At 45.1% G+C, this 24,330-nt stretch carries 20 protein-coding genes; 8 read left to right on the top strand and 12 right to left on the bottom strand.

The genetic code is table 11. The annotated features are described in order from the left end of the window. Window positions 1-4: 4 nt before the first annotated feature. Together ViNHUV68_RS16760 and ViNHUV68_RS16765 are read right to left on the bottom strand one after the other, a co-directional pair. A complete protein-coding gene (locus ViNHUV68_RS16760; protein ID WP_038177568.1) occupies window positions 5-676 on the bottom strand; it encodes a transglutaminase-like cysteine peptidase in 672 nt (223 codons plus the stop codon). 49 nt (window positions 677-725) lie between these two features. Further along, on the bottom strand, window positions 726-2,117 hold the full coding sequence (locus tag ViNHUV68_RS16765) for an HlyD family type I secretion periplasmic adaptor subunit (protein WP_038177456.1): 1,392 nt from the start codon (window positions 2,115-2,117) through the stop codon (window positions 726-728). Between the two features lie 212 nt (window positions 2,118-2,329). Here ViNHUV68_RS16765 and pdxH point away from each other — a divergent pair, with 212 nt between their 5' ends. Continuing rightward, entirely contained in the window at window positions 2,330-2,965 is a 636-nt protein-coding gene (gene pdxH / locus ViNHUV68_RS16770; RefSeq protein WP_038177454.1) for a pyridoxamine 5'-phosphate oxidase, read from the top strand. Between the two features lie 20 nt (window positions 2,966-2,985). Here pdxH and ViNHUV68_RS16775 read toward each other — a convergent pair whose 3' ends face one another. From ViNHUV68_RS16775 to ViNHUV68_RS16785, 3 genes are all read right to left on the bottom strand, one after another. Next, window positions 2,986-3,699 (bottom strand): PAS domain-containing protein, encoded by a 714-nt coding sequence (locus ViNHUV68_RS16775; protein WP_038177453.1) that lies wholly within the window; start codon window positions 3,697-3,699, stop codon window positions 2,986-2,988. A gap of 360 nt (window positions 3,700-4,059) precedes the next feature. Further along, window positions 4,060-5,886, bottom strand: coding sequence for an SUMF1/EgtB/PvdO family nonheme iron enzyme (locus ViNHUV68_RS16780; protein ID WP_391091713.1), 1,827 nt, complete (start codon window positions 5,884-5,886; stop codon window positions 4,060-4,062). A 141-nt stretch (window positions 5,887-6,027) separates the two neighbouring features. Further along, a complete protein-coding gene (locus tag ViNHUV68_RS16785; RefSeq protein ID WP_391091716.1) occupies window positions 6,028-7,125 on the bottom strand; it encodes a PEGA domain-containing protein in 1,098 nt (365 codons plus the stop codon). A gap of 494 nt (window positions 7,126-7,619) precedes the next feature. Between ViNHUV68_RS16785 and ViNHUV68_RS16790 the strand changes: the two genes are divergently transcribed. The 5 genes from ViNHUV68_RS16790 to ViNHUV68_RS16810 all read left to right on the top strand — a co-directional run bounded on the left by ViNHUV68_RS16790 (window position 7,620) and on the right by ViNHUV68_RS16810 (window position 14,999). Continuing rightward, window positions 7,620-8,435 (top strand): AraC family transcriptional regulator, encoded by an 816-nt coding sequence (locus ViNHUV68_RS16790; protein WP_391091718.1) that lies wholly within the window; start codon window positions 7,620-7,622, stop codon window positions 8,433-8,435. A gap of 187 nt (window positions 8,436-8,622) precedes the next feature. Next, window positions 8,623-11,742, top strand: a complete 3,120-nt coding sequence (gene putA / locus ViNHUV68_RS16795; RefSeq protein WP_391091719.1) for a bifunctional proline dehydrogenase/L-glutamate gamma-semialdehyde dehydrogenase PutA — start codon at window positions 8,623-8,625, stop codon at window positions 11,740-11,742. Window positions 11,743-11,764: 22 nt separating this feature from the next. Continuing rightward, complete coding sequence (locus ViNHUV68_RS16800) at window positions 11,765-12,463, top strand: 1-pyrroline-5-carboxylate dehydrogenase (RefSeq protein WP_038177446.1); 699 nt, start codon at window positions 11,765-11,767, stop codon at window positions 12,461-12,463. A 71-nt stretch (window positions 12,464-12,534) separates the two neighbouring features. Beyond that, window positions 12,535-14,022 (top strand): sodium/proline symporter PutP, encoded by a 1,488-nt coding sequence (putP, locus tag ViNHUV68_RS16805; protein ID WP_391091721.1) that lies wholly within the window; start codon window positions 12,535-12,537, stop codon window positions 14,020-14,022. A gap of 500 nt (window positions 14,023-14,522) precedes the next feature. Continuing rightward, window positions 14,523-14,999, top strand: coding sequence for an Lrp/AsnC family transcriptional regulator (locus tag ViNHUV68_RS16810; protein WP_038177441.1), 477 nt, complete (start codon window positions 14,523-14,525; stop codon window positions 14,997-14,999). 40 nt (window positions 15,000-15,039) lie between these two features. Here ViNHUV68_RS16810 and ViNHUV68_RS16815 read toward each other — a convergent pair whose 3' ends face one another. The 3 genes from ViNHUV68_RS16815 to ViNHUV68_RS16825 all read right to left on the bottom strand — a co-directional run bounded on the left by ViNHUV68_RS16815 (window position 15,040) and on the right by ViNHUV68_RS16825 (window position 17,888). Beyond that, window positions 15,040-15,744, bottom strand: a complete 705-nt coding sequence (locus ViNHUV68_RS16815) for a DUF445 domain-containing protein (protein ID WP_038177440.1) — start codon at window positions 15,742-15,744, stop codon at window positions 15,040-15,042. Window positions 15,745-15,867: 123 nt separating this feature from the next. Continuing rightward, the gene (locus ViNHUV68_RS16820) at window positions 15,868-16,296 is read right to left on the bottom strand and encodes a thioesterase family protein (RefSeq protein ID WP_391091724.1); all 429 of its coding nucleotides are present in this window, start codon (window positions 16,294-16,296) and stop codon (window positions 15,868-15,870) included. 161 nt (window positions 16,297-16,457) lie between these two features. Continuing rightward, complete coding sequence (locus ViNHUV68_RS16825; RefSeq protein ID WP_391091726.1) at window positions 16,458-17,888, bottom strand: methyl-accepting chemotaxis protein; 1,431 nt, start codon at window positions 17,886-17,888, stop codon at window positions 16,458-16,460. A 415-nt stretch (window positions 17,889-18,303) separates the two neighbouring features. Here ViNHUV68_RS16825 and ViNHUV68_RS16830 point away from each other — a divergent pair, with 415 nt between their 5' ends. Next, the gene (locus ViNHUV68_RS16830) at window positions 18,304-18,660 is read left to right on the top strand and encodes a hypothetical protein (RefSeq protein WP_038177436.1); all 357 of its coding nucleotides are present in this window, start codon (window positions 18,304-18,306) and stop codon (window positions 18,658-18,660) included. A gap of 53 nt (window positions 18,661-18,713) precedes the next feature. On the opposite strand, the gene ViNHUV68_RS16835 is transcribed toward ViNHUV68_RS16830, so the two are convergent. Further along, the gene (locus ViNHUV68_RS16835) at window positions 18,714-19,844 is read right to left on the bottom strand and encodes an HlyD family secretion protein (protein WP_038177435.1); all 1,131 of its coding nucleotides are present in this window, start codon (window positions 19,842-19,844) and stop codon (window positions 18,714-18,716) included. After that, window positions 19,844-20,230: a DUF3302 domain-containing protein gene (locus ViNHUV68_RS16840; RefSeq protein WP_038177433.1), complete on the bottom strand. Its 387-nt coding sequence runs from the start codon at window positions 20,228-20,230 to the stop codon at window positions 19,844-19,846. Before ViNHUV68_RS16840 ends, ViNHUV68_RS16835 begins: the two co-directional genes overlap by 1 nt. Before the next feature lie 139 nt (window positions 20,231-20,369). Between ViNHUV68_RS16840 and ViNHUV68_RS16845 the strand changes: the two genes are divergently transcribed. Then, window positions 20,370-21,254 (top strand): EamA family transporter, encoded by an 885-nt coding sequence (locus ViNHUV68_RS16845; protein WP_391091728.1) that lies wholly within the window; start codon window positions 20,370-20,372, stop codon window positions 21,252-21,254. 26 nt (window positions 21,255-21,280) lie between these two features. On the opposite strand, the gene ViNHUV68_RS16850 is transcribed toward ViNHUV68_RS16845, so the two are convergent. Both ViNHUV68_RS16850 and ViNHUV68_RS16855 read right to left on the bottom strand, forming a co-directional pair. Further along, complete coding sequence (locus tag ViNHUV68_RS16850; RefSeq protein WP_038177431.1) at window positions 21,281-22,861, bottom strand: GGDEF domain-containing protein; 1,581 nt, start codon at window positions 22,859-22,861, stop codon at window positions 21,281-21,283. Continuing rightward, entirely contained in the window at window positions 22,842-24,329 is a 1,488-nt protein-coding gene (locus ViNHUV68_RS16855; RefSeq protein ID WP_391091731.1) for a hypothetical protein, read from the bottom strand. The genes ViNHUV68_RS16850 and ViNHUV68_RS16855 overlap by 20 nt, the downstream gene beginning before the upstream one ends. Window position 24,330: the final 1 nt, after the last annotated feature.

Genomic DNA, 24,330 nt, shown 5'->3' on the forward strand with positions numbered 1-24,330 from the left:
TTGCCTACTCATCATAATTGACTATGGGTTTGTTTAGTTGGAGCGATTTTTCGCGCGCACGGAGATCATTCCAAAGGCTGAGCCTAGAAGATTTCCCTGCAAGTTGTCCGTTTTTCGACTTCATTAGCCACAAGTTTTTACCGTTAAAACTGTAAATAGGTAATAAGTCGCGGCGGGTAGAAGCACGTTTAATCTCTGGGTTAATATTGTCCAACAGTACCGGCTCGGCACTGGGGGTGGAATAGTATGCCAGCACCATGTGGAACTGATTGAGCTCAATAGCCTTTACATAAACCAAGCGCAGTTTTTTATCGGAGACGCCGAGCTCTAACAAAGAGAAATATTTGGCAATGGTAAAATCTTCGCAGTCACCCGCATTACTGCCTAAAAATTCGAGCGGCGTTGCCCAATAATCGTTTTTTCCCCAAAGATTAATATCATCAACAAAGTTAAGCTGGTTGAAGAAGCTGTTCACTTTGGTGAGCTTTTGTCGCTCGGGTAGCGAAGCGTACTGAGACATCTCCCGACGCCAGGTTTCCACTCGCCTTCCGGCGCGGTCGCCATAGGTTTTTCTGACCGAATCAACCCAACGTTGCTCTTGGGTGTTAAGAGCAAACGAAGTCGTTGTAGCAAAAAATAACAGCGCAAAAGCGACTGAACATTTTGCTAGAGTGATTGCCTTCAAGCGGCAATCCTTGAATAACGGTCATTAAAATTAGCCATAGTTATTCCTTCAGGGCGTTGTTTTGAGCACTTAAAATTGGTTTGAGCAGATATTCAAGTATGGTTCGCTTACCAATAATAATATCGACAGAAGCCGTCATTCCCGGAATTATAGGCAGTGAGTTATCCTTGTCGAGACTGGTCTCTTTGGTGCGAATACGCACAAGATAGAAACTATTGCCTTCTTCATCGGTGGTGGTATCGGCACTAATATGTTCTAAAGTGCCTTCTAACCCACCATATTTAGTGAAATCATAAGCACTAAATTTAACAATGGTTGGCAGTTCAGGGCGCAAAAATGCAATGTCCTGAGGTGCAATCTTAGCCTCAACCAACAGCGTATCTTCACTCGGAACGATTTCCACAATATCCATACCCGGCTGAATAACGCCTCCAACTGTATTAACGTTGAGCGTTTTTACTGTGCCTGTGACTGGCGAGGTTACGACGGTGCGGTTTACGCGGTCCTCCAGACCTATTGTCGACTCAGTCAATGATGAAAGTCTGTCTTGAGCTTCGTTGAGCTTTTCTTGCTGTTCTGAACGAAACTTCTGGGCAACATCAATACGGCTAAGCATCGCTTCTCTAATTGCTGATTGTAAAACCGGCATTTTGAGTTCGCTTGAGGTTAGTTCGCGGCGCGTGTCGTTGACTTGGCGCTGCAGTTTTAGCAATTCAATGCGAGGAACCACCCCCTCTTCGGCAAGTGGACGTGTAATCTCAAGTTCTTTATCGGCAAAGCGGTAGCTTTCACGTAAGTTTTTGATACGCGCCTGGATCTCTACTAAATCTTGTTGTTTTTGCTTAACTTGTTGGTCAATCACGGACAGTTGGTTACGGAGGTTTTCGAGATCTTGACGGTACTCATCTCGTTGACGCGCGACAAGTCGAGGTTGAGACTCGACCAATATAGGAGGAAAGGCGAGGCGGTTAAAATTGAGCAACACCGCTCGTTGCCATTCTGCGTCTTCAAACTCTTCATCAATGACCACGCTGGTAATGGATGCTGACAGTTGCAGCACGCTTGCGGTTAAGTTGGCGACTTGTTGTTCACGCTCGCGGTAATCTGAACGAAAACGCGTGTCATCAATCAGCAACAATTGCTGGCCTTTTTCGACTTTCTGTCCTTCACGAACAAGGATCTCTTTGACCAAGCCACCTTCGAGGTTTTGCACCACTTGAAGTTGTGAAGAGGGAACGACCTTTCCTTGGCCCACCGTGACTTTATCAATTTCAGCCCACGCAGCCCATAAACCTGCCAAAACAAAAAAGATCACCATTACCCACAGCATGATGCGGGCACTGTTTGGCGTGTTCAATAATAACGCAGCGGTTTTGTCATCGACATAATCCAGCTCGTCAGGAGTAAGCTTGTTATAACGGCTCTTACTCATCGGTGATCCTTGTAATATGGTGATATTCGATTGATTTTATTACTGATAGCTAAAAATGTTAAGGACTTAGCGTCAGTTTTGTCATTCAAAATGATAGGTTTCTCCACTTTGATAGATGGTTTTAATAAAGTGTAGTCATAACCCGCGGCTTGGGCTTGAGTTCTTGTCGAGAAGCGCGCACAATCGATGAAAAATTTCGTCGAGGACAAGAGATGGAACTTGAAGATATTCGCCGCGAATATAACAAAGGTGGACTGCGCCGAAAAGATCTCAACGCAGACCCAATCGAGCAGTTTAACCTGTGGTTAAAACAAGCCATTGAGGCGAAACTGACCGACCCGACAGCAATGACAGTCGCGACCGTTGATCAAACGGGTCAGCCCTTTCAGCGTATTGTACTACTAAAAGATGTCGATAAGCGCGGTTTCGTTTTTTATACTAACTTGGGTAGCCGCAAGGCGCAGCACATAGAGCATAATGCCAAAGTTAGCCTCCATTTCCCATGGCACCCATTAGAACGTCAAGTTCATATTACCGGTGTAGCAGAAAAATTATCGGCAACGGAAAACTTGAAGTATTTCTCTTCTCGCCCTAAAGGTAGCCAACTTGCCGCTATCGCCAGTAAACAAAGTAGCCGAATTTCCGCTCGTGGCGTGCTGGAAGGCAAGTTTCTTGAACTCAAGAAAAAGTTTGAAGCCGGAGAGATCCCAGTACCTAGTTTCTGGGGCGGGTATCGTATTCGACCACAAAGCATAGAGTTTTGGCAGGGTGGAGAGCATCGACTTCACGATCGCTTTTTGTTCTCGAAACAAGAAGAGCAGTGGATTATCGACCGTTTAGCTCCTTAGGACAAAATCGAATACGCCACTTATGTGGCGTATTCACTATTGAGAGCAACCGAAATTTGGGTTTTCAATAATGTTTTCGGGATATGCGATCCATAGCCTTGGTCAAGCGCCATTTCGACTAATTGGGCTTTTGAATGAGCCCCAAACTTACGCCTTAATCGCACCACGTAGCTTTCTAACGTTTTCACCGATATGTTCATAATATTGGCGATGTAGTGTGGTTTCTTACCATATAAAAGCAGAAACAATGCTTCAGATTCTCTGTCGGTTAACTGACAGCTCAGGGTACTCGTTGCGGGAGTAACGGCCGTCATGGGGCGTTCTGTTGAGATTCCAGTGGCCCGACAAATCCAATGACCCACTTCTAAAATCGCAGTATCTGACAGCTCTTGACCATAAAATATTGTACCTTGAACTTGACCACTATCATCAAGCCATGGGGTCTTGGTAAAGATATGTGCACGCCAGGTTCCATCAGGGTAGGGGTGGATATCTAACACTTTGAGCTGAGTTTTGTGCTCCATGACATATCGATCTTGATTGACAAAGTCGCTAGCACAGCGGGTGGTTGGGCTCGGCATCTGGTGGTCGGTCAAACCGATACAATCATGAGATTGATCAAAGCCGATTAATTTGGCGTAAGCGTCGTTAGCATAAACAAAAACCGAACTGAGATCTTTGCATCCCCAATATCCGGGTAATTGAGCAAAAAGGGAGAGCTGTTGTGGATTCACAGGTGCAACAGTAAGCTATTAAATAAGATGACTATCATAGCATGTTCTATTGAATAGGCAGTTGTAGATATTAGATAAGTCGATTGATTGCTCGTTAATTAATCAGACAGTGTAATGGTTGACTGTAATCAAGTGAAGAGTGGGACGATGAATAAAAAATGCCAGGCATCAATTGATGACTGGCAAATACAAGAACCATAAGTTCCTGTCCAAGTGTAGAAGAGGTTCTATGTACTCAGAATAAATCACTGAGAGATAGACATATCAATAGATATCAAACTTAAGTGGCTAGACTTAAGTTCGTTATCGATTCTATCTTTTTGAAATAAATAAAAAAGGGGGGAAATCCCCCTCAGATACTTAATTGATATCGCGTACGATACGAAAGCCAACATAGTTGGTGGCTTCTGATGGAGAGAGGAATAATTGCTTATCTGCCGCCGCCATATTCGGCGAAAAATTCCAAGCGCCTCCCTTAACGATGCCACGCGGACTACTGGTCCACTGCCACACGTTGCCAACACTATCATAAACACCTAATTGGTTTGGTTTGAAAGCACTGACCGGAGCGGTACTTATATTTGACCAAGGTGTGCCACTCCAACCGGTATTAGCTTGACCTGGTTTAAATTCATCACCCCACCAATACTTATCTTGGCTACCAGCACGTGCGGCGATTTCCCATTCATCTTCAGTGGGTAGACGATAAGATGCTCCAGTTTGTTGGCGCAGCCAATTGGTGTATGAGCTAGCGTCATTTTGGCTAATACACACCACTGGAGAATTTGGATATTGCTTAAAGCCTGGGTCGCGCCAACTGCTGTTAGCAATAGGAGTGACTTCGGCGTTAACCAATGCGGTACAGGTGTTTTTGAGCTCGGCATCCGTTTGATAACTAGTGTGTTCTACAAAGGTCGCGAATTGGCTAACGGTCACTGGAGTAACCCCAATCGCGAAAGCATGATCAAGGTAAACTTGCCTTGAGCCTTCTTCTCCCACATAGAATTTGCCAGGCAGTAAAGTGACAACTTCTGGCGCTGAACCTTTGTTGGCCATGCCATCGGCAAACTTAGTTCCATCGCGTAATGGATTGGCTTTCTCTGTTAATACGGCGCGTAAAGAAGTGTCAGATTTAATCGATATTTGCTGATTAAACGATTGGTAGCCTTCTTTTTTGATCAAGACATTGTGCGATCCCGTTGGCAACATCACTTCGATAGGGGTACTGCCATAAGAGACACCATCAATAAAGACACTGTCATTATATTGATTTGAACGTAAAGAGAAGGTCACCCAAGCAATTTCCTGATCGACAGGTAATTGTTTGCTGCTATCAACGCCGGGAGCGAAACAGTATTGATTTTCGACCTGAAGCAACTGACAAGCCACGGTTTCGCTTGGTCTTGTTTCTAGCTCTACATCCATAACTATGCGGTAGCGGACACCATCATAAAAACCAGACTGCTTGGTGGCATGTCTTAACACGTGAATATTGAGAGTGGCATCGTTGATATTACGCTTTACCAAAGCACTTTCGCTGGTTTGGTTTGGGATCTCACTGCGAAACTGTTTAACCGCCTTTTGCAGTGCTAGCTCGCGAGTTTGTTGGTCGCATTGGGCTAATGTCATTGATGGCTGACAGCGGTTGGTAAAGCTGACCGCGATATTACTTGGCTGTTGCAGTTCATGGTTAAGTTGTTCAACTCGAGCGCGAATTTTGCTTTCGCCAAGGCTGACAATTGTTTTTTCAATTGCTTCCACTTCAGCATTGCGTGTGACTAACAACGCACGTTGCTCTTCAACGGCTTGTTCTGCCGCTAGGCGTGCTTTCTGGTTTTGTTTAACCGTTGACCAGGCGTCTTGATAAGCTTGTTGAGAGGCCACCAAGTCGACACTCGGGTCGTCAATCATCCGTTGATAATCAGACTCGAGCTTTTGCTTTGCGTCAGTGAAAGCTTTCTCTAATGCTTTCGCTTGTTGATCGAGAGAGTTAAGTTCAGCTTGTTTTTTATCTAGCAGTGCTTGCTGCTCGTCTTTTGTTTGTCGCGCTGTGCTGAGTTCGTCATGTTTGGTGAACAATTGGTCATCAATTTGAACTAATGGCGCTTGCCCATCTTCAGCGAGGGCTGGAGACGAAACTAAGCATGGCAATAATGCTAACAAAAGGGCGGATAAACCTGGACGCATTGACTATCTTCTACATCTAATTATTGGTTAATGGGCTTATTCTAAACGAAAACGCCACTTTGTCTTAAGTTATCAATGAATAACTTAAGATCAAAATGGCGCTTTCGTTCATCTTTGTGAATCAGATTGGTAAAACAATCGTTAGCCACTTGGACGAAGCTTAACCCAAACCGTGTCACTACTATTGACACTGATCACGCGGTTATAAGTTTCAAATCCGTTTTTTGATACCGTGACTTGGTGTTGACCACGAGGCAGTACAACTTCAACAGGAGTACTCCCGTAGTTAATACCATTAATCACGACATCATCGTCAAACTGATCAGAACGTACCGTTACGTTGACCCAGTTTTTGTCTTGCTTCTTGTTGTCTGCTGTTTGTTCGCCTTTTAAACAGTAGCGAGACGACACGTTTAGCAGCTTACAAGCCGCTGACGCCTCAGGGCGTGCCTGCAGTTGTGAACGCATCTCTGTGTAATAGTCGTTGCTTCCTTCGAAACCAGAACGGATCACTTGGTTTTCCTGAACATGTACATTGAGCTGAACGTCTTTGGCATTCTGCTTCGCGATGTTAGATTCAGTAAGTCTATCCATCAACTTAGCTTTGAAAGCTTTGACCGCTTTTTGCTTGGTTAAATAGTGACCTTGGTTCTTACACTCGCCAATCGTCATCGTTGATGAACAGGTGGTTTTGTAGCTGGTCTCCAACACATCACTTTCACGTAGTTCAGCCGCTAAGCGTTTTACACGTGCCTCAACTCTTTGCTCTTGCAGGTAAGAAAGTTCGCTGTTTAGGCGTGCTTGCTTTTGTTTGACCTGAGACAAGCGCATTTCACTTTCAGTGATGGCTTGTTGGTTTTCAAGAATCGCTGACTGGTTATCCTTAACTTCAGTCCAAGCGTCTTGATAAGCTTTTTGAAAAGAAACTAAGTCGATCTCTGGATCATCTAAAAGACGGCTATATTGTTTGTCCAAAGCTGACTTAGCTCGATTTCGCTTTGCGTTGAGCTCTTGCTCTTGGCGCTCAAGCTTATCTTGTTCGTTTCGAAGTTGTTGGAGACGTTCAGCTTCAGAGTCAAACTCTGCAGCCATAGTGCCCAATTCAGCTTCTTTAGTTTCTAATTTAGTTTCGATTTCAGCAACAGGATCAGCCTGTACACTTTCTTGTGCAAAAATCGAAGTCGAAACCCAAATAGGGCTTAGCGCAAGCAAAAGCGCTGCGATGCGACGTATGATCATAAGTCCCTGCAACAATTAACGTTTAAACAACCAATGTAAAATAATCAAATCAGTGCATATCTACAATATATGCAACTTACATTAGGAAAAAGACAAACTTTTGACAGTCCATTGTTCAGATGCCTTGCAAAGGTCTCTTTCTTCCATTTCTATCACTCTACTCGAAGAGAGTGTTACCTAAGTTTATCATAATTAGAGATAAACTTATCTAATACATATTCCATTTTGGGCGCATTCAAGAAATATGCAAGTAAAGATTTTTGATCCAGAATGGCTAAAGCGGATAGAAGTGACATGAGCCGTAATTTATGTGCACTTGATCATTCTTCCAGTGTTTTGATTGGCGTTTTTTTAACCAGCACAAAGTGATATTGAGCGATAACCCTGATTCGAGCTGTGCAACCTATTTTATAATTGATTAATAGTAATTTCGAGTTACGTCACTTTTGTTATACCATGCCGAAACCCACTGATAACTTTTTTCGTGATCTGCTATGTCTCGCGCAAATAAACCGCCAAGTGAAGCATCGACTGCCAAAGAATTGTCGCCTAAACCTGCCCAAATTATCACTTTGCCTTCTTACATGGAGTGTCATGATCATAATTACACCCAAGTTGTCATTGGCTTGAAAGGCCAAGCAGAATTTGAGGTCAGTGGTTATGGTAATTTGGTTGGCCCAGGCCAAGGTTGCGTTGTGACGTCGGGGACGGGACACGCATTTGGTGGTGTGGTCGGTCAATCTGACATTTTGGTGCTTAACATGCCCTTGCCTAAAGAAGGTGATGCAATGCTGCTACAGCGTCTCAACGAGCTGAACCAAAAAGAGACCTACTTTAAACTGGATGGACAAATCCAAAAATTAATCCAGATGTTGGTCGCAGAAATGCAAGCGAATCCTGATGACTTATTGCTCAGCCGAGCTTGCAATGACACGGTTGTGGCGCTTTTACAGCGCCACATGTCGGCATTTGAAACGTCGCGTAAAGACTCACGTTTCGATCTAGAAGCAATCGATCGTTACATTGAACAACATCTCACTCAAAGAATTTCTGTCACCCAGTTAGCAGGCAGCGTCTTTCTTGGTGAAAGTCAATTCCATTCACTGTTTAAAGAGCAGATGGGCATTACGCCACATCAGTATGTGCTTGGTAAGCGAATTGATATGGCTAAGCAATTTATCGAGCAAGGCAACCTTACCCTTGGTCAGGTTGCGGAGTTCACCGGTTTTTCTGGTCAAAGCACCTTTACTCACTCTTTTTCTCGCCTTCAAGGTATGTCACCTTCTCAGTACAAGAAACAATTCGGTTAAATAAGATAACGCAATCGAGATAATATTTTACTCATTTGAGTGTGACTCTGTTTTTGTTTTGTTAAAAATCAGAGTTTTTAGCAAAAAACTCGGAGTTTTTGACAAGTAATCTTCTCAAGCTCAAAATACACTGCTTGCCACTGTAGGAAACCTGAAATGATTTCAGGTCTGAGATTGAGGAAAACGCATGTTTACAGCAACTGATGTGTTGAATGCTGAGTTCGTTGAGCAACCGCTTAATGAGCTTTGGTCATTGATCTCGCCACTATACATGGTGGACGAATCACAATGGCTAAACCAATTGCTGCCTTTGGCAATGCCAACCGATGCTGAAAAAGAACAGATTACAGTCAAGACAACGGATCTGATTAAAGCGATTCGAGCAGATAAAAAGTCAATTCAAATGATTGATGCGCTACTGCTTGAATATAGTCTGGATACCCACGAAGGTATCTTGTTAATGTGTCTTGCTGAAGCGCTAATGCGTATTCCTGATGCCGCCACCGCTGACGCGTTGATTCGCGATAAACTCACTGTGGCTGATTGGAAATCTCACCTGAAAAATTCAGACTCAGTATTCGTTAACGCTTCAACTTGGGGATTAATGCTGACTGGGAAGGTGGTTGGCCTGTCTGAAAATGAAGCACAAAGCCCAGTCAGTGCCGTTAACCGCTTAGTTAACAAGATGTCAGAACCTGTGATTCGTAAGGCGATGCATCAGGCAATGAAAGTCATGGGTCATCAGTTTGTCCTAGGTCGCAGCATTGCAGAAGCGCAGAAGAATGGCAAAGCGATGCGCGATAAAGGCTTCACTTACTCTTACGATATGTTGGGTGAAGCGGCGTTAACGACGGCCGATGCAAATAAATATTTCAAAGATTATCTAATGGCGATCGAAGCGGTGGGTCGAGATACCTACGCTTTTGACAAAAGTCCAGCGCCCTCGGTTTCGATTAAGTTATCTGCGTTGCACCCACGCTACGAAGTGGCCAATGAAGCGCGTGTATTGACCGAGCTATACGATACGTTACAACAACTTCTACGCCGTGCCGTTGAGTTAGATGTCGCGATTACGATTGATGCCGAAGAAGCTGACCGTCTTGAGCTCTCTTTAAGGTTATTTGAAAAAGTTTACCGTAGTGAATTAGTTAAGGGCTGGGGCAAGTTTGGTCTGGTTATTCAAGCCTACTCTAAACGTGCTTTGCCAGTTCTTGTTTGGCTAAACCGCCTAGCGAAAGAGCAGGGTGATTTGATCCCACTTCGCTTGGTGAAAGGGGCGTACTGGGACAGCGAAATCAAATGGTCTCAGCAAGCGGGCTACGCTAATTATCCTGTCTATACTCGTAAAGAAGCGACCGACGTGGCTTATCTAGCCTGCGCGCGTTTTCTATTGAGTGACCACGTTCGCGGTAATATTTTCCCGCAGTTTGCCAGTCATAACGCGCAGACGGTGACCTCAATCGCGGTCATGGCAACACATAAAGACTTTGAATTTCAACGTCTGCATGGCATGGGCGACTCGTTATATAACCACGCCATGAGCGCATATCAACAATCTGTTCGCATTTACGCCCCGGTTGGTAGCCATAAAGATTTGCTGCCGTATCTGGTTCGCCGTTTGCTTGAAAATGGCGCGAACAGCTCATTTGTTCACCGTTTGGTCGATGCGCGCTGTCCTATCGACAGTTTAACTCAGCACCCGGTTGATATGCTGTTGGCGTTCGACAGCTTTAATAACACCAGTATCCCACTGCCAATGGATATTTTCCCAGAGCGTAAAAACTCTGCTGGCGTCAACATCGATATCGAAAGTGAAGCTAAGCCGTTCGAGCATGAAGTTGAGAGTTTTCTTAGTAAGCAATGGATTGGTGGTCCGGTAATCAACAATAAATTACTCGCTGAAAGCATGATCAAGGAAAATCTTAATACTGAAGTCGTCACTGCACCATACGACCGACGTATTGAAGTGGGTAAAATAGCTTTTGCCACACTTGATCATGTTTCCGCTGCGATTGAGGGTGCGCAGCAAGCATTTCCAAGCTGGCAAGCGACTCCGAAAGCGCAACGTGGTGAAAAACTTGAAGCATTAGCTGACCTGTTAGAAGAGCATTTAGCAGAGCTGGTGGCGCTTTGTCATCAAGAAGCGGGCAAAACCATCCATGATGGTATTGATGAAGTGCGTGAAGCGGTTGATTTTTGTCGTTACTACGCTAAGCAGGTCGATGCCCTAGGTGAATTGTCGCTCAAGGGGTTCGATGGCCAAAGCCGGTCGATGACTCGCCAAGGTCGCGGTGTGTTTGTCTGTATTAGTCCGTGGAACTTCCCGTTGGCTATCTTCTTAGGTCAAGTCACCGCTGCGTTGGTGGCAGGCAATACCGTAGTGGCTAAGCCTGCCGAGCAAACCAGCCTTATCGCGGCTCGTGCTGTTGAACTGATGATAGATGCTGGCTTCCCTGCAGGTACTATTCAATTGGTAACGGGTCGCGGCGCAGAAATTGGATCAGCACTTACGTCTCACCCTGCGATTGCGGGCGTGGCGTTTACTGGCTCGACAGCAACCGCTCAACGTATCAACCAAACTCTTGCCGCTCGCGACGCGGCTCCGGTTCCATTCATCGCTGAAACGGGCGGTCAGAACGCGATGATCGTCGACAGTACAGCACTTCCAGAGCAAGTTGTACGTGATGTGATTCGTTCGGCATTTGCTTCTGCAGGTCAACGCTGTAGTGCGCTGCGAGTGCTTTATGTTCAAGCGGATATCGCGGATCGAATCACGGCGCTGATTCAAGGTGCGATGCAAGAGCTGAGCGTCGGTAAACCGTACTTGCATTCTACTGATGTTGGTCCCGTGATTGACGCTACGGCTAAATCTAAGTTGATGTCGCACATTGAACACATGAGTAATAGCGAGAAGAAAATTGCCCAACTGGCGTTGACGGATGAGCATGCTCATGGCGATTTCGTGCCTCCAACGGCATTTGAAATTGCTGATATTTCATGTCTCAAAGAAGAGCAGTTTGGTCCGATCTTACATATTGTTCGCTTTAAGGCCAATGAGTTAACACAGGTGGTTGAACAAATTAACAATACTGGATTTGGTCTAACCATGGGTATCCATAGTCGCAACGAAACGACTTATCGTTGGATAGAGAAACACGCTCGTGTAGGTAACTGTTACATCAACCGCGACCAAGTTGGTGCAGTCGTAGGTGTTCAACCGTTCGGTGGTCAAGGCCTGTCAGGCACGGGGCCGAAAGCGGGTGGCCCACACTACCTGTATCGATTTACACAAGCACAGTTTTCTTAATTAAAAGGCGAGGGGAATAATTATGGTTCATCAAGTCACTCGTTTTTCTGATGCTTTTTCAGCTTGGGAAAACTGGAATCTGACCGATTTTGATTCAAAAAGTGAGTGTTTGCTTGCTTTTAAACAGGCTTTACAACAAGTAGAGCCTGAGTTGGCTGCCGTTGTTTCTTACCATATTGAGCAAGCGTCAGCGTTACTCGCTGAGACTCATCAATTGGTTGGTCCAACGGGTGAAACCAACGAACTTTACACCGCAGGTCGCGGTGTCGCTGTTGTCATTCAGGATGCATTACAACAGCAGGCTAAGCATGCCGTAGTCGCGCAGTTAACGGCGGCGTTAATCGCGGGCAACACCGTTATCTTATGCAGTGATGACGATGAGCTTAGCCAAGCTTTAGAGTCTGCTTATGTGCAGTCTTCATTACCTACTCACTTAGTACAATTTGTTGCGCTTGATGCTTACCATCAATTGCTCGATTCGGATGTACGCAGTCTTGGTTACGTGGGTAGTAATGAGGTTGAAAAAACAATCAACCGCTTACTTGCACAGCGTTCTGGCGCCATTGTAAGCCTAACGTCTGAAACGGATCTGGTGAACATTCCTGTTGCACACGATCCACACTTAGCGCTCCGTTTTATTACAGAGCGTACCCGAACAATAAATATAACAGCGGTGGGCGGTAACGCGACCTTGCTTGAACTTGGTAGTGAAACCCACTAACTCTTCGTTAGTCTGCCCTCGAATTCAGAGGGCATTCAGGGAAGGCGATATTATTAGAGAGGACAAATCACATGGAAAATAGCTTTGCTATTACGACAACGTTTATTGCGTATCTTTTGATGATGCTAGCAATAGGCGTGTATGCATATCAACGAACGAAAAGCTCAAGCGATTATTTCCTGGGCGGCCGTACACTAGGACCATGGCCTGCGGCACTTTCAGCGGGCGCTTCAGACATGAGTGGCTGGCTACTGCTTGGCTTACCTGGTTACGCGTATGCTGCGGGTGTCGAAGCATTCTGGCTTGCGGGTGGTTTGCTGATAGGTACATGGCTTAACTGGCTTGTAAGCGCAAAACGTTTACGTACTTACAGTATTACCACAGACGCACTAACCTTACCTGAGTTCTTATCTCGTCGCTTTAATGACACGTCTAAAATGATTCAGGTAATTTCGGCATTCTTCATTCTGTTGTTCTTCCTTTTCTATACCAGTTCAGGTTTAGTTGCAGGTGGTAAACTATTTGAAACCGTATTCGGCTTGGATTACACCACCGCAGTGATTATCGGGACCGTATGTGTTGTTTCTTATACCATGTTTGGTGGCTTCCTTGCGGTCTCTTGGACTGACCTAGTTCAAGGTTTGTTGATGTCGGCAGCACTGCTTATTGTGCCTATTGTTGCGCTAGAAGGTGGCTTTGGTCAGTTAAATAGCGACTTGGCGAACATCAACCCACAACTACTGACGCTATGGAACGATTCAAAAGGCGAGCCTTTATCGGCAATCGCGATCATTTCACTGGCAGCATGGGGTTTGGGCTACTTTGGACAGCCGCATATCCTGGCACGTTTCCAAGCTTCTCGTTCGAACAAAGACCTTATCACGGCTCGTCGCATTGCGGTAATTTGGACGGCACTGTCGATGGTTGGCGCCATGTTGGTTGGTTTGGTTGGTTTGGTGTATGTAACCAACACAGGTCTTGGCATTGACGATGGTGAGAAGATATTCATGCTTCTGGTTAATGCACTCTTCCACCCAGTGATTGCGGGTATTCTATTAGCTGCGATTCTTGCGGCAGTAATGAGTACTGCTGACTCACAGCTATTGGTTTCATCTTCAGCTTTGGCGGAAGACTTTTATAAGCAAGTGTTTAAACAAGACGCGTCTTCGGAAGAGATTGTGATGGTTGGCCGTATCGCAGTGATTGGCATTTCAATTGTGGCGCTCGTGCTTGCGATGACTCCAGACAGCTCAGTCCTTGGTCTGGTTTCTTACGCTTGGGCAGGTTTTGGTGCAGCCTTTGGTCCTGCTCTAATTCTGAGCCTGTATTGGGAGCGTATGAACCGTAACGGCGCTCTCGCGGGTATCCTCGTTGGTGGTATCACAATCGTTGTTTGGAAACAGCTGTCTGGTGGATGGTTCGATGTCTATGAGATTGTTCCAGGAATGATTTTCTCGATTGCCGCTATCGTGATTGTCAGCTTGGCAACAGGTGAACCTGAGCAGAGCGTAAAATCGCAACATGCGACGTTTAAGAAGCATTTAGTCGAACTTGACTAGATCGCGAACGTTTTGTTAGAAAAAGCCCCGATTTCGGGGCTTTTTTGGTTTTTTTGCTCTATTTATTGAACATAACTCACGTTTTCTAAACTATCGTTTGAATTTTATGAACTCTCGCTCTCAAAATGTGTCGACTATCAATAACGAGCGTAAAAAGGAGAGACGAAGATGCCACAAATGCACTGCCATTGTTGTCACAAAACAACGCACCACAAGGTCGTAATGAAACGTTGTGAAGTACAGCATGATTCTTTGCTAAAAAGCCTGTCTTATACTTTCTCTACGCTATTTCAAGGTGCTCATTACGTTAAGATGGAAAAGCAATCATTTTGCCGAGTATGCAATAGTCAAACGGCCGTTGAACCTGTTGCGAATCGTTTTTCGGACGCAAAAATCGCATAAGCTCACAACTTAACGGTCAACATCACTTGCGGCTATTAACGTCGCGCGGTTTTCCTCTAGAATAGAGCTCAATACACGTTGTTAATTTTGGGCCAACCATGAACCTAGATAGAATTGATAAAGAAATTCTGCGCGCACTCAATCTAAAAGGCCGCCTGCCGATTGTCGAGTTGGCCAAACAGGTTAACTTGACCACCTCGCCTTGTTCAGACCGGGTCAAACGGCTAGAGAAAGAAGGGTATATTTGTGGTTATCATGCCGAATTGAACCCAGAAAAGCTCGGCCTAGATGTACAGGTTTTTATCCATATTCGCCTCGATCAAACTAGCTTCTCTATTTTTGAAAAATTCGCTCAAGCGGTTGCCGATATGCCCGAGATCGAAGCGTGTTATTCCTTATCTGGCGACTTTGATACCATGATCAAGGTGCGTGTTAAAGACATGAAAGCTTATCAAAGCTTTATGTCGACTAAGCTCGGCACCTTACCCGGCGTTATCCAAACGCGAAGTGAAGTGGTGATTGAAGAGCATAAAACGAGTTTTGGCGTTAACGCCGATTTGATCGCCAAGTTATAAAAAAGGGAAGCCAATCGGCTTCCCTTAGTGTTGATTGATGTTAGGCAACAAATGATGAGCCAATGCCAATTAGGCCACCAAATACACCACCCCAAACGACTAACCAGCCTAAGTGCTGCTTAATCATCTGTTGCACCATCTCTTTAACCAGCTTTGGCGTAAGCTCATTAAGACGCTGATCTATAATGTTTTCAATGTTTAGCTGAATCTCTTCCATCATGGCAGGCGATTCAAATTGTTCTTTTAAGGCTTGTTTGACCGAATCACTTTGGCTGATTTGAACCACTGACTCTTGCATCTTCTCGACGAAGGGCTGTTTAAGTGGCTGAAGTGCTTCAGTGCCACCTAACATGGTTAACATACTGCCAAATGAAGAGTTAGCAATCACGTCCACAAGAGAATCAAAGGTAGGATTGAAGTCTACTTTTTCTAGCACTGGCTCTAGGTTAAGTGTGGTGCTCCCACCCATCTCTTTGTTTAAAAATTTGTCGATATTCGACTGCGTAAAAAATTGCTCCATCATTAAGGTTTTGATGGCCGCCTTAAACTCCTCGAATCGAGCTGGTATTACTCCTGATCCGTACAGTCCGGGGACTTTTTCAAACAGCATATGGATAGCGAGCCAGTTAGTAATGGCTCCAGAAAATGCAAATAAGCCCGCGTAAAAGGCGGTTTGGTTGTCTGCTTGGTAACCGCCAGCCAGCAAAGCAAGGGCAACAAGGTTAGTTAATAAGCTCTTGTTCATCTTAATAATAAAGTAGTTTGTTTAACGGTGACGCGAAGTATATACCAAGTTAAATCGCATTGGACACCTATTCTCAATCTCGGCGATGGATGCTGTTTTATTACCAATGCCTTGCTGGAACGATTATTTCTCTTGCGCAGTAATAATCGCCTGCTTGATCTGATCTGGAATGGGCGCTTTGGTATTGTTTTTGAAATCGAACATTACGCAAGTTGCACGGCCGTTGGTGGTGACTTTAGCTTGTTTTTTACTGACGATTTGGTACTCCATGGTAAAGCGATCGTCTTGAAGATCAATCACTCGTGACCCAATGAGCAAAGTGTCTGGATAGGTGACTGGGCGCTTGTAATGGCATTCAGTATGGCCGAGTACAGGGCCAATTTTACTCTGCTGCAAATTTACCAGTAAGTCGATTTGGTTGAAATAGTCGAGACGAGCGGTTTCAAAATAACGGAAGTAAACCACGTTATTGACGTGTTGTAGCGCATCCATTTCACCCCATGCCACGGGTATTTCAGTAATAACTGGGTAATCTGCCAGTAAATTGTCCATGTTGCTTCTCCTTGAGACTGAGTAATTAGTCTAAATCGAATTTAATGGAATGTAATGCTGGTGTTGACAAATTGTGACTTAGTCGGCGGCTGGTGAGAAGGTAAGGAATAGAGATAAGAGATAGGAGACAAGAGAGAAGGGGCCATTGGCCCCTTAGATGATTAAGTGCGGTATTGCTTGAGAATGTCGGCTAGAGAGACCGATGCTTTGGTCAGGTTAGCGACCCCCAGTGACGATTGCTCGGCAATGTTACGGATGGTATTTGACTGAGTACGTATATCACTGAGTTCAGAGGCTATGTCATTGGCAACGGCACTTTGCTCTTCTGCTGATGTTGAGATTTGGATGCTCATATCCATCAGTGAACGTGCTGAGTCTGAAATCGACTGTACATCACTACCGATATCGGCCACCAAGTCACTGCTGGTTTGCGCTTGGCTGACGGTTTGTTCAGTGATCGAAGCAATACTGCGAGTTTCTGATTGCAGTTTTTCGATCATTGCCTGAATTTCTACGGTTGCGGATTGTGTGCGGCCTGCGAGGGTGCGAACTTCATCGGCAACAACAGCAAAACCTCGACCTTGCTCGCCAGCACGCGCCGCTTCAATTGCCGCGTTTAGAGCCAGCAAGTTGGTTTGCTCAGAGATGGCATTAATGGTCGTGATGACTTCATTAATTTGCGTGGTGTTTTCTGTCAAGGTTGCAACCGATTGGGAGGCTTGAGCAATATAATCAGAGAGCTTAGTGATCTCACTAATCGCAGATTGTACGCGCTGGTAACTTTGCTCGATATGCTGTGAGTCGCTCTCTGTTTGAGACGTAGACTGTTGAGAAATATTCGTCACTTCTTTTGCCGATGCCGTCATCTCTTCCATCGCCGTGGCGACAGAGTCAAGAGAAGCATATTGTTGGCTAATTTGTGATTCACTGGTCTTCATTTCTTGTTCAAATGAAGACGAGGTTTCACTCAATGTGGTGGCATTGTCTTTGACCACCACAACCAGGTCGGTCAGTGTATCCATGGCTTTATCGAGAGCACAACCAATGGTACCAAACTCGTCACGACCAGGGTGGAATCCGAGGCGTGAGGTTAAGTCGCCTTCACCAATACGTTGAGTCGTGGTGTACAGCACCCAAAGTGCGCCGCCGAGGAAGGTTGCTACCCAGTAGCAAAATATAGCAAATGGGATGACCCATAAAAAGCTCAATCCAAAGCTCATCATCGCTTCAGATTTTACTTGCTGTGCTTGGTTACGTTTATCTAACGTTAGTTGATACGCTTTGCCGTCTGGACCTTGTTTGGATACGGTGGCTAAGCCTCGCTCGTAGCGAGGCGGCGAAACGCGATTGACCGCTTGAATCTGATTAAATGCCTTTAAGCTTTCAGGCGTGCTCGCGGCTATCGCCCCTTCGAGCCTTTGCTCAGCTGCGAACAAGGTGTGTTGTTCAAACGCTTGCAGTGTGTGAGAGTATCTGCCACCAGCTAACGCGGCTACTGTTATTAGAAACAATGCAAAAATGACCCATACCTTGTCATTTATCGACATCTTAATAAACAGCTTGTCTATCGTTCGAAATTCAACTTCTTTCATATTGGGATTCCTATTCCGTCTATGCCGGAAGGCTAATTGGGATTGGCTAGTAATGTATCTGTTAATTTATCGGTCAAAGCGGCAGAATTATGAGGGTTTAATCTCAATATTATGTAATTAATCTGCACATTTGTTTTGTTATTGTGATCCTAGTCTTGTTTGAGTGCTAATGTACATCGATGTACGATAACGCCGAGAAATAGACGTGTCATTTAATAGCAAATTGTAGCAGCGATTGATTCGAGTGATAGGGCAAGTGTTCATTTGGTGCGAACCAATGTGTAGGACAGTGGTTAGTGGAGGGTCATTTTTTAGTTTTTTTCATCTGGTGAGAAAATGGCTAAAACACTCAGTCGTAATTGGTGAGCGTGGCCCATATGCTAAAGGGATGTTTGTACATTTGAGATAGGTGATTATGAATCTCATCGTCAATATTGAAAAGGCCGTCAGGAAGTGCGGATTTGAAATGGCGACGCGTCAAGCATGGAAGTGCGGCGTTAAGGCCAACTTAGTTCAACGAGTGGTTGGCGTCGCAAAAGGGCAAATTGTTTGTGTGGTAGAAGGGGTAAGACCTGAACTATCAACGGATCTTAACAATTCATTGCATAGTGAAGACAAACAAGGCCGATATGTGTTCGTGGGCGGTATTGTATGGCAACCCAACGATCTACTCGCTCCGGGTTTCCCCAACTTCATGTTTATGCACTTACGCAATTTAGGGTTTAAGCATAAATACATGACAGATGATGAACTGTTTCTCAACTTGGCGTAAACAGTGAATGAATAAAGAAAGCCTAGAGGAGATTCTAGGCTTTCTAATTTTTATCAGTGATCCAAATAGAGGAAGTTTTGCCAGCTCTTCATGCGGATAAGAACCTTTCGCATGATAGAAACATGGGTAAATTTATCCGAGTAAACAGCCACTTCGACCGCTGTGCCCAAAGGCAGGTTGTACTGCGAAAGGTCATCGGTGATTTTGAGCTTAACAAAAACCCGTCCGCTCGTTCGCAAGGCGTCGGTGCCTAGCAGTGCCCCACGCGCTTGGAACTGGCTCTCACCTATAGCGGGTAGCAACTCAACCACTTCGCCTTTGAATACTTTACCCGGTAGTGCTCTGAAAACAAATTCTGCTTCGTAACCAGGTTCTAGGCGTTGTAGTGAGTTTTGTCTGAATGCCGCCGTATAGTAGATGTCTTCTTGATGAACATAGGTCATCACTGGTGCCAGTGGTAAAGGGACCGCCATTACGCCGGGTCTCAACGCCAATTGCGTGGCGAAACCATCGGTTGGTGCCCGGACAATGGTTTGCTCTAAATTGAACTCAGCTTGACGCAATTCTTCAATCAAACGCGCGACCGTTGTATTTTCACCACCAATTTCAGACTCAAGCGCTAGCTGTGCTCGTTCTATTTTGGTGTTAGCCACATTAACGGTGGATTCAGCTGCTTTATAAGCCTGACGGCGTGTATCGAGTTGTTGCTCAGTGAATGCACCTTTGTCATAACCGCGTTGATAACGGTCAAACTCACGTTTGGCTTTGTCTCGTTCGGCGACCGCTTTGGCTTTTGACGCTAAAGCCTCTTGAAGAGAAGACTCCAATCCAAGAGCGCTTTGACTTGCCTCTTTAATTTGCGCTTGTTTTTTTGCCACTTCGGCTTGATAAGGAATCGGGTCGATTTTAAACAGAACATCGCCTTGCTTAAGTGGTTTATTGGCTTGGACAGAAACCTCTACGACTCGACCTCTTACGCCAGAAACAATCGGTGTGGTTGAGTAGACTTGATTGCCTATTTGAGTGAACGGGTGGTTGTAGTTCATTAATAGGATAAGTGTACCAATCAAAACCACACCGCCCAGAACTGCCGTTGGCACCGTCCATTTGTTCAAAGGGATTTTAAACACCTTAAAAATGGTAATACAAATAGCGGTGTAAGTTAGAATGAGCAGTAAATCCATTAGTTTTTCTCCTCATCCTGACGTGAAGTTTCTTGCATCAAAGCACTATTTTTTTGCGCTTTTAACTCGTTTAACTCTGCTTGCAGTTGCGTCACCTGATCGATTAAAGCATCGACTCTATGATGAATGTCGTGTTGCTCAGCCTCTAGTTTTTGAAAGCCCCAACCGCGTTCTTTACGCCACAAGGTTGCCCATATCCATAGAAATGGCCAAATTGCATGCAAAGTAAACAAGCTAACCCAGCCAGCATAATGTATTGCGTCTTGATGCGGGTGTTCACGCTCTTTAGCAATTTCATAGGGAATATCGTGAATAACGATGATGCCATAAAAAATCACCAGTGCGACGAAGACCAATAGCCCAAGTGCAAAGTAGTCCAAAAACATAAGTATGTTCCTTTCTGTGGTGGCAAAATTATCTAAGATTACGTTTATTCAAATGTAAAGTATAGGAATAAAAACAATACATTAGATACGTTAATGTTATATTGTTTTGATCTATGTTTAGCTAATAATAGGGAAAAGGATGCCATTTCAAGGAGAGATTGCAGCCGTTGGTGCTGCATTGGTATGGTCGTTGGCAACGTGGATCTATAGTCAATTTAGCCATCGTTTTAGTGCGCTACAGCTCAACATTGTGAAAGGTGTTGTTGCGTCTGTGATGATGTTACTGCTACTTCCTTTTACCCCACAAACTCATGTCGTGCTGTCTTCTCAACATCTGTTCATTCTTGCCCTTTCCGGTGTGATAGGCATTGCTATTGGTGACAGCGCGTATTTTGCCTCATTAAAACGGATTGGGCCGAATAAAACTTTATTACTCGAGTCGTTAGCGCCGCCACTTTCCGGGGTGTTGGCATTACTTGCTCTGGGTAGCGTATTACCTATCCAAAGTTGGCTAGGGGTTATTATCGTTACGGTCTCGGTATCAGTGGTAGTCTTTCACAGTGATGGTCAAACGATTGATTGGCAGGGGATAGGTTTTGGTTTACTTGCCAGTGTTTGCCAAGCAAGCGGTGTTGTTATTTCGCATTATGCATTGGTGGCTGGCGACGTTTCCCCTTTATTCGGCGCGTTCATCCGCCTTTCGGCTGGTGTGATGGCCGTAGTAGTGGTGATCGCGGTTGTAGAGAAACGGCCGTTTTCTGTGATGCGAAGTAATCTACGTTGTTTGACAGCGAATAGTTTTGGCTGGTTGCTTAGCGCGATTTTTGTTGGCACCTTTTTAGCCCTGTGGCTACAACAGATTGCGTTGAAATATGCCAACCCAGCAGTAGCACAAACGCTTATCGCGACCAGTCCACTGTTTATGCTCGCGATTTATGCGGTCAAAGGTCAACCTATTACGCGTCGTGGACTGATAGGCACGTTTTGCGCCGTGGCAGGTATTTCGCTATTCTTTGTACGTTGATAGGGTCATGCCAATCTATTGACTGACTATTCAGTACACACTTGGTTGCGTCCGTTGGCTTTAGCACGATACAGCGCTTTGTCGGCACGATAAAAGGTACGCTGAGTATTTTCCCCTTCGCGATGTAGCGTAATGCCAATACTGACGGTAAGGCCACGTTCACCCAAAATGTTATGCCAACCGAACTGATAAATGCGTTCGCGGTAGTTTTCTGCATGCATTTCGGCTTGTTCAAGCGTCGAGCGCTCAAGAATGATCAAAAACTCTTCGCCACCGAAGCGCACGCATGAAGCGCCACGGAATTTAAAGTAGGTATTAAGCTCATGAGCCACGTTGACAATTGCTTTATCGCCGACAAGGTGGCTAAGTTCATCATTGATTGACTTAAAGTGGTCAATATCGACGACCATCAGTGCAAAGGGGACATCATGCAGCAACAGATCTTTGAGTTTAACATCGAGCCATCGTCGGTTATGTAAGTTGGTTAATGGATCGGTAAACACGTCTTGTTGTAATTTCGCTACGGTATGCTTTTGATTCTCTGTTGTCTCTTTGAGCTCACGGTTCTCTTGCTCAGATAAGATCAGTTTTAACTGCAATTCAAAGCGCGATAGGCGGCGTAATTGACTTGCACCGAGTTCGCCAATCGGAACCTTCTTCATCAGATCGCTTTCAATACGATAAGCGTGTTTTTCGTAATTAAGGGCCGCTCGATAGTCTTTATTTTGCGTGCAGATCGCGGCAAGTGAGTCGCACAGTTTAAGGCTCAATACCGGTGAGGCGTAAAGTCGCACTCGTCTGCGGGTCGACTCGAGTAACCAGTTGGCGATATGTGGCTTGTTTTGTTCGCTCAAACAGTAGGCGATTTCAAGGCGTATCATGTTTGAGAGCCAGGTAGAATGAATATTGCCTGCGGCGTACTGAACGTTGCTTAAGCATTGCATCGCCAAATCAATCTGCTGGTTTTGTCGATAGAGCTTTGCCTGATACAGCAATACTTGACCGGACAGAACTTTATCGCTGACCAGAATACTGAGCTCTTCACACTCTTTGATTAACTCAGTCGCTGCAGTCGTACGGTTGAGTTCGATATAGCATGCGAGCATGTAGAGTTTATAACGTAGGCGTAATGAACGGCTGGTAATGGCGTGATCGATACTGTCGACCTTTTGGTAGTAACGCAGAGCGCGGTTATGATCGCCATAAGCGTCACATAAGTTACCCATGCCTAAAACTGCTAATACATAAGCATCAATAAAGCCGTTGTCGACCGCAATGGTTGATGCGCTGATGTACTGATTGAGCGCTCCATGGAAGTCACCATTTTCAACCATTCGTTCTGCTAAACCATGACGGACTTCTAAAACTAACTCTGCGTCTTCGGGCAGCGTTAAGTAATCAAGTGCTTCCCGCAGTTCATCAATACTGGTTTGCAGTTGTTTTAGCTCAGAGCGAAATTCAGCGCTAATGATTAAACATTGCGCTTTTTCTTGTGCTGTTGTGGCAACATGTTGTCGAGCATGATTCCAAAAAATCAGCGCTTCTTCACCGCTGACTGATGTCGCATCTAATCCAGAGTCGGTAATCTTATTTAACAGTACTTCCATCGTGTTCTTCCTGTCTCTGGTTTTCTTCTAGTTGATCTAAGGTGAATGGGAAAGAAAGAATGTCGTGATAGACCACTTTAGGGAGTTCGTTATTTAACCCTTTTCGATGCCAAGGGTAGATTTCTATCATTTTTGTCAGCACATCGAAAACGCCAACTGCCTCGTCGCCTTTATCAGCAAGTAAAATTCCCAGTCTTTCACTGCTTAAACGCGAGAGTAGATCTTGTTTGTTACACAGAGAGTGTGCGAGTTCGGTACAAATATCGAGATAATTTGAGTCTGAATGTTGCAACATGATGACTGCATGATTTGAACGTTTGAGCTCGGTCTTAAACAGAACCAATTGTTCCCACCAATAGGTTTCTGACACCATTTGGCTCAGCTGCTTTTCAGGATCGAACTCATGTTGTCCACGGATTCGGTTAATGAGTTTGCGCGCACGCTGTTCGAGTTGTCTTTTAGATGCGCGTGCTTTGTCGCTACTGACTCGGGCGGTTTGCTCACGCAACATATTAGTCGAATGTCGACGATATTTTCGGAATGCTTCGAGCGCTAATCGGTAATCGCCAGACTCTTCGGCGACAAGTGATTGTTGAAAGCAGATTTGTGACAGCAATTCACCGTTATCAAAAGTCACTGCAGATTGCTCGGCTTTAATCAACAGTCCTGCTGCTTTTTGAGGTTGTTTACGCAATAGTTCAACGCGCGCTCGACTGATAAAGGAGTGCGCCTTCATCCATATTAAGTCGTGTCGTATCGCAAGATCATGTGCTTTGTTGGTGGCTTCTTCGGCATCTTCAATACGTTCGAGTCCAAGTAGAGCAAGACCGCGAAAATCCCACACCTCCGCTTGCCACGTCTTATCGTAGTGATCTTTGAGTGCTTCTGCGGCCCCATCAAGCACTGAGAGCATCTCAACATAATTATTGAGGAGGTAGTAATCCCAAGCCAAAAGAATTCGCGCTTTACCCTCTAACCAACCAATGCGTGCGTTGTTGGCAACCTTTACGGCAAGTTCATGAGTGGTTTTGGCAAGGTGGTATTCATTGGTAATGCGCCAAACGTTACCTAGACCGATTAATGCTTCGAGTTGGATTTCAGTTTCATCAATCAGGGCGGATTGTTCTAACGCGTTAATCCAGTATTGCTGAGCTGAATAGTATTTAGCTTGGCCCCAATAATGCAGCGCGTGGATGTGTAAAATTTCTGGAAGCAAGTCGTCAGTATCGAGGACATTCAGTTTGCTGTACGCTTCTTTGATGTACTTTAGGCCTTTGCGGTACTCCATTGAGCACCACGCGCAGCGCGACATAATCACCAAACATTGGATTTCGCCCTCGGGATAGAGAATTTGTGCAGAACGCGATGCACATTGCTCTGCAACTGCCCAGACTTTTTCAGGGTCAGTCTCTATTCTGCCTTTGAGTTGCTCTATCTCGACTTCTAACAGCCGTTGGCTTTTATCCAAT

The organism is Vibrio sp. NH-UV-68 (assembly GCF_042940635.1).
In the GTDB taxonomy this organism is placed as follows: Bacteria; Pseudomonadota; Gammaproteobacteria; order Enterobacterales; family Vibrionaceae; genus Vibrio; species Vibrio pacinii.

What these genes read in the sequence shown, in the direction of transcription:
- ViNHUV68_RS16765 (WP_038177456.1), bottom strand. Translation starts at nt 2,117, where the DNA reads ATGAGTAAGAGCCGTTATAACAAGCTTACTCCTGACGAGCTGGATTAT.
- pdxH (WP_038177454.1), top strand. Translation starts at nt 2,330, where the DNA reads ATGGAACTTGAAGATATTCGCCGCGAATATAACAAAGGTGGACTGCGC.
- ViNHUV68_RS16780 (WP_391091713.1), bottom strand. Translation starts at nt 5,886, where the DNA reads ATGCGTCCAGGTTTATCCGCCCTTTTGTTAGCATTATTGCCATGCTTA.
- ViNHUV68_RS16785 (WP_391091716.1), bottom strand. Translation starts at nt 7,125, where the DNA reads ATGATCATACGTCGCATCGCAGCGCTTTTGCTTGCGCTAAGCCCTATT.
- ViNHUV68_RS16790 (WP_391091718.1), top strand. Translation starts at nt 7,620, where the DNA reads ATGTCTCGCGCAAATAAACCGCCAAGTGAAGCATCGACTGCCAAAGAA.
- putA (WP_391091719.1), top strand. Translation starts at nt 8,623, where the DNA reads ATGTTTACAGCAACTGATGTGTTGAATGCTGAGTTCGTTGAGCAACCG.
- ViNHUV68_RS16800 (WP_038177446.1), top strand. Translation starts at nt 11,765, where the DNA reads ATGGTTCATCAAGTCACTCGTTTTTCTGATGCTTTTTCAGCTTGGGAA.
- putP (WP_391091721.1), top strand. Translation starts at nt 12,535, where the DNA reads ATGGAAAATAGCTTTGCTATTACGACAACGTTTATTGCGTATCTTTTG.
- ViNHUV68_RS16810 (WP_038177441.1), top strand. Translation starts at nt 14,523, where the DNA reads ATGAACCTAGATAGAATTGATAAAGAAATTCTGCGCGCACTCAATCTA.
- ViNHUV68_RS16815 (WP_038177440.1), bottom strand. Translation starts at nt 15,744, where the DNA reads ATGAACAAGAGCTTATTAACTAACCTTGTTGCCCTTGCTTTGCTGGCT.
- ViNHUV68_RS16820 (WP_391091724.1), bottom strand. Translation starts at nt 16,296, where the DNA reads ATGGACAATTTACTGGCAGATTACCCAGTTATTACTGAAATACCCGTG.
- ViNHUV68_RS16825 (WP_391091726.1), bottom strand. Translation starts at nt 17,888, where the DNA reads ATGAAAGAAGTTGAATTTCGAACGATAGACAAGCTGTTTATTAAGATG.
- ViNHUV68_RS16830 (WP_038177436.1), top strand. Translation starts at nt 18,304, where the DNA reads ATGAATCTCATCGTCAATATTGAAAAGGCCGTCAGGAAGTGCGGATTT.
- ViNHUV68_RS16835 (WP_038177435.1), bottom strand. Translation starts at nt 19,844, where the DNA reads ATGGATTTACTGCTCATTCTAACTTACACCGCTATTTGTATTACCATT.
- ViNHUV68_RS16840 (WP_038177433.1), bottom strand. Translation starts at nt 20,230, where the DNA reads ATGTTTTTGGACTACTTTGCACTTGGGCTATTGGTCTTCGTCGCACTG.
- ViNHUV68_RS16845 (WP_391091728.1), top strand. Translation starts at nt 20,370, where the DNA reads ATGCCATTTCAAGGAGAGATTGCAGCCGTTGGTGCTGCATTGGTATGG.
- ViNHUV68_RS16850 (WP_038177431.1), bottom strand. Translation starts at nt 22,861, where the DNA reads ATGGAAGTACTGTTAAATAAGATTACCGACTCTGGATTAGATGCGACA.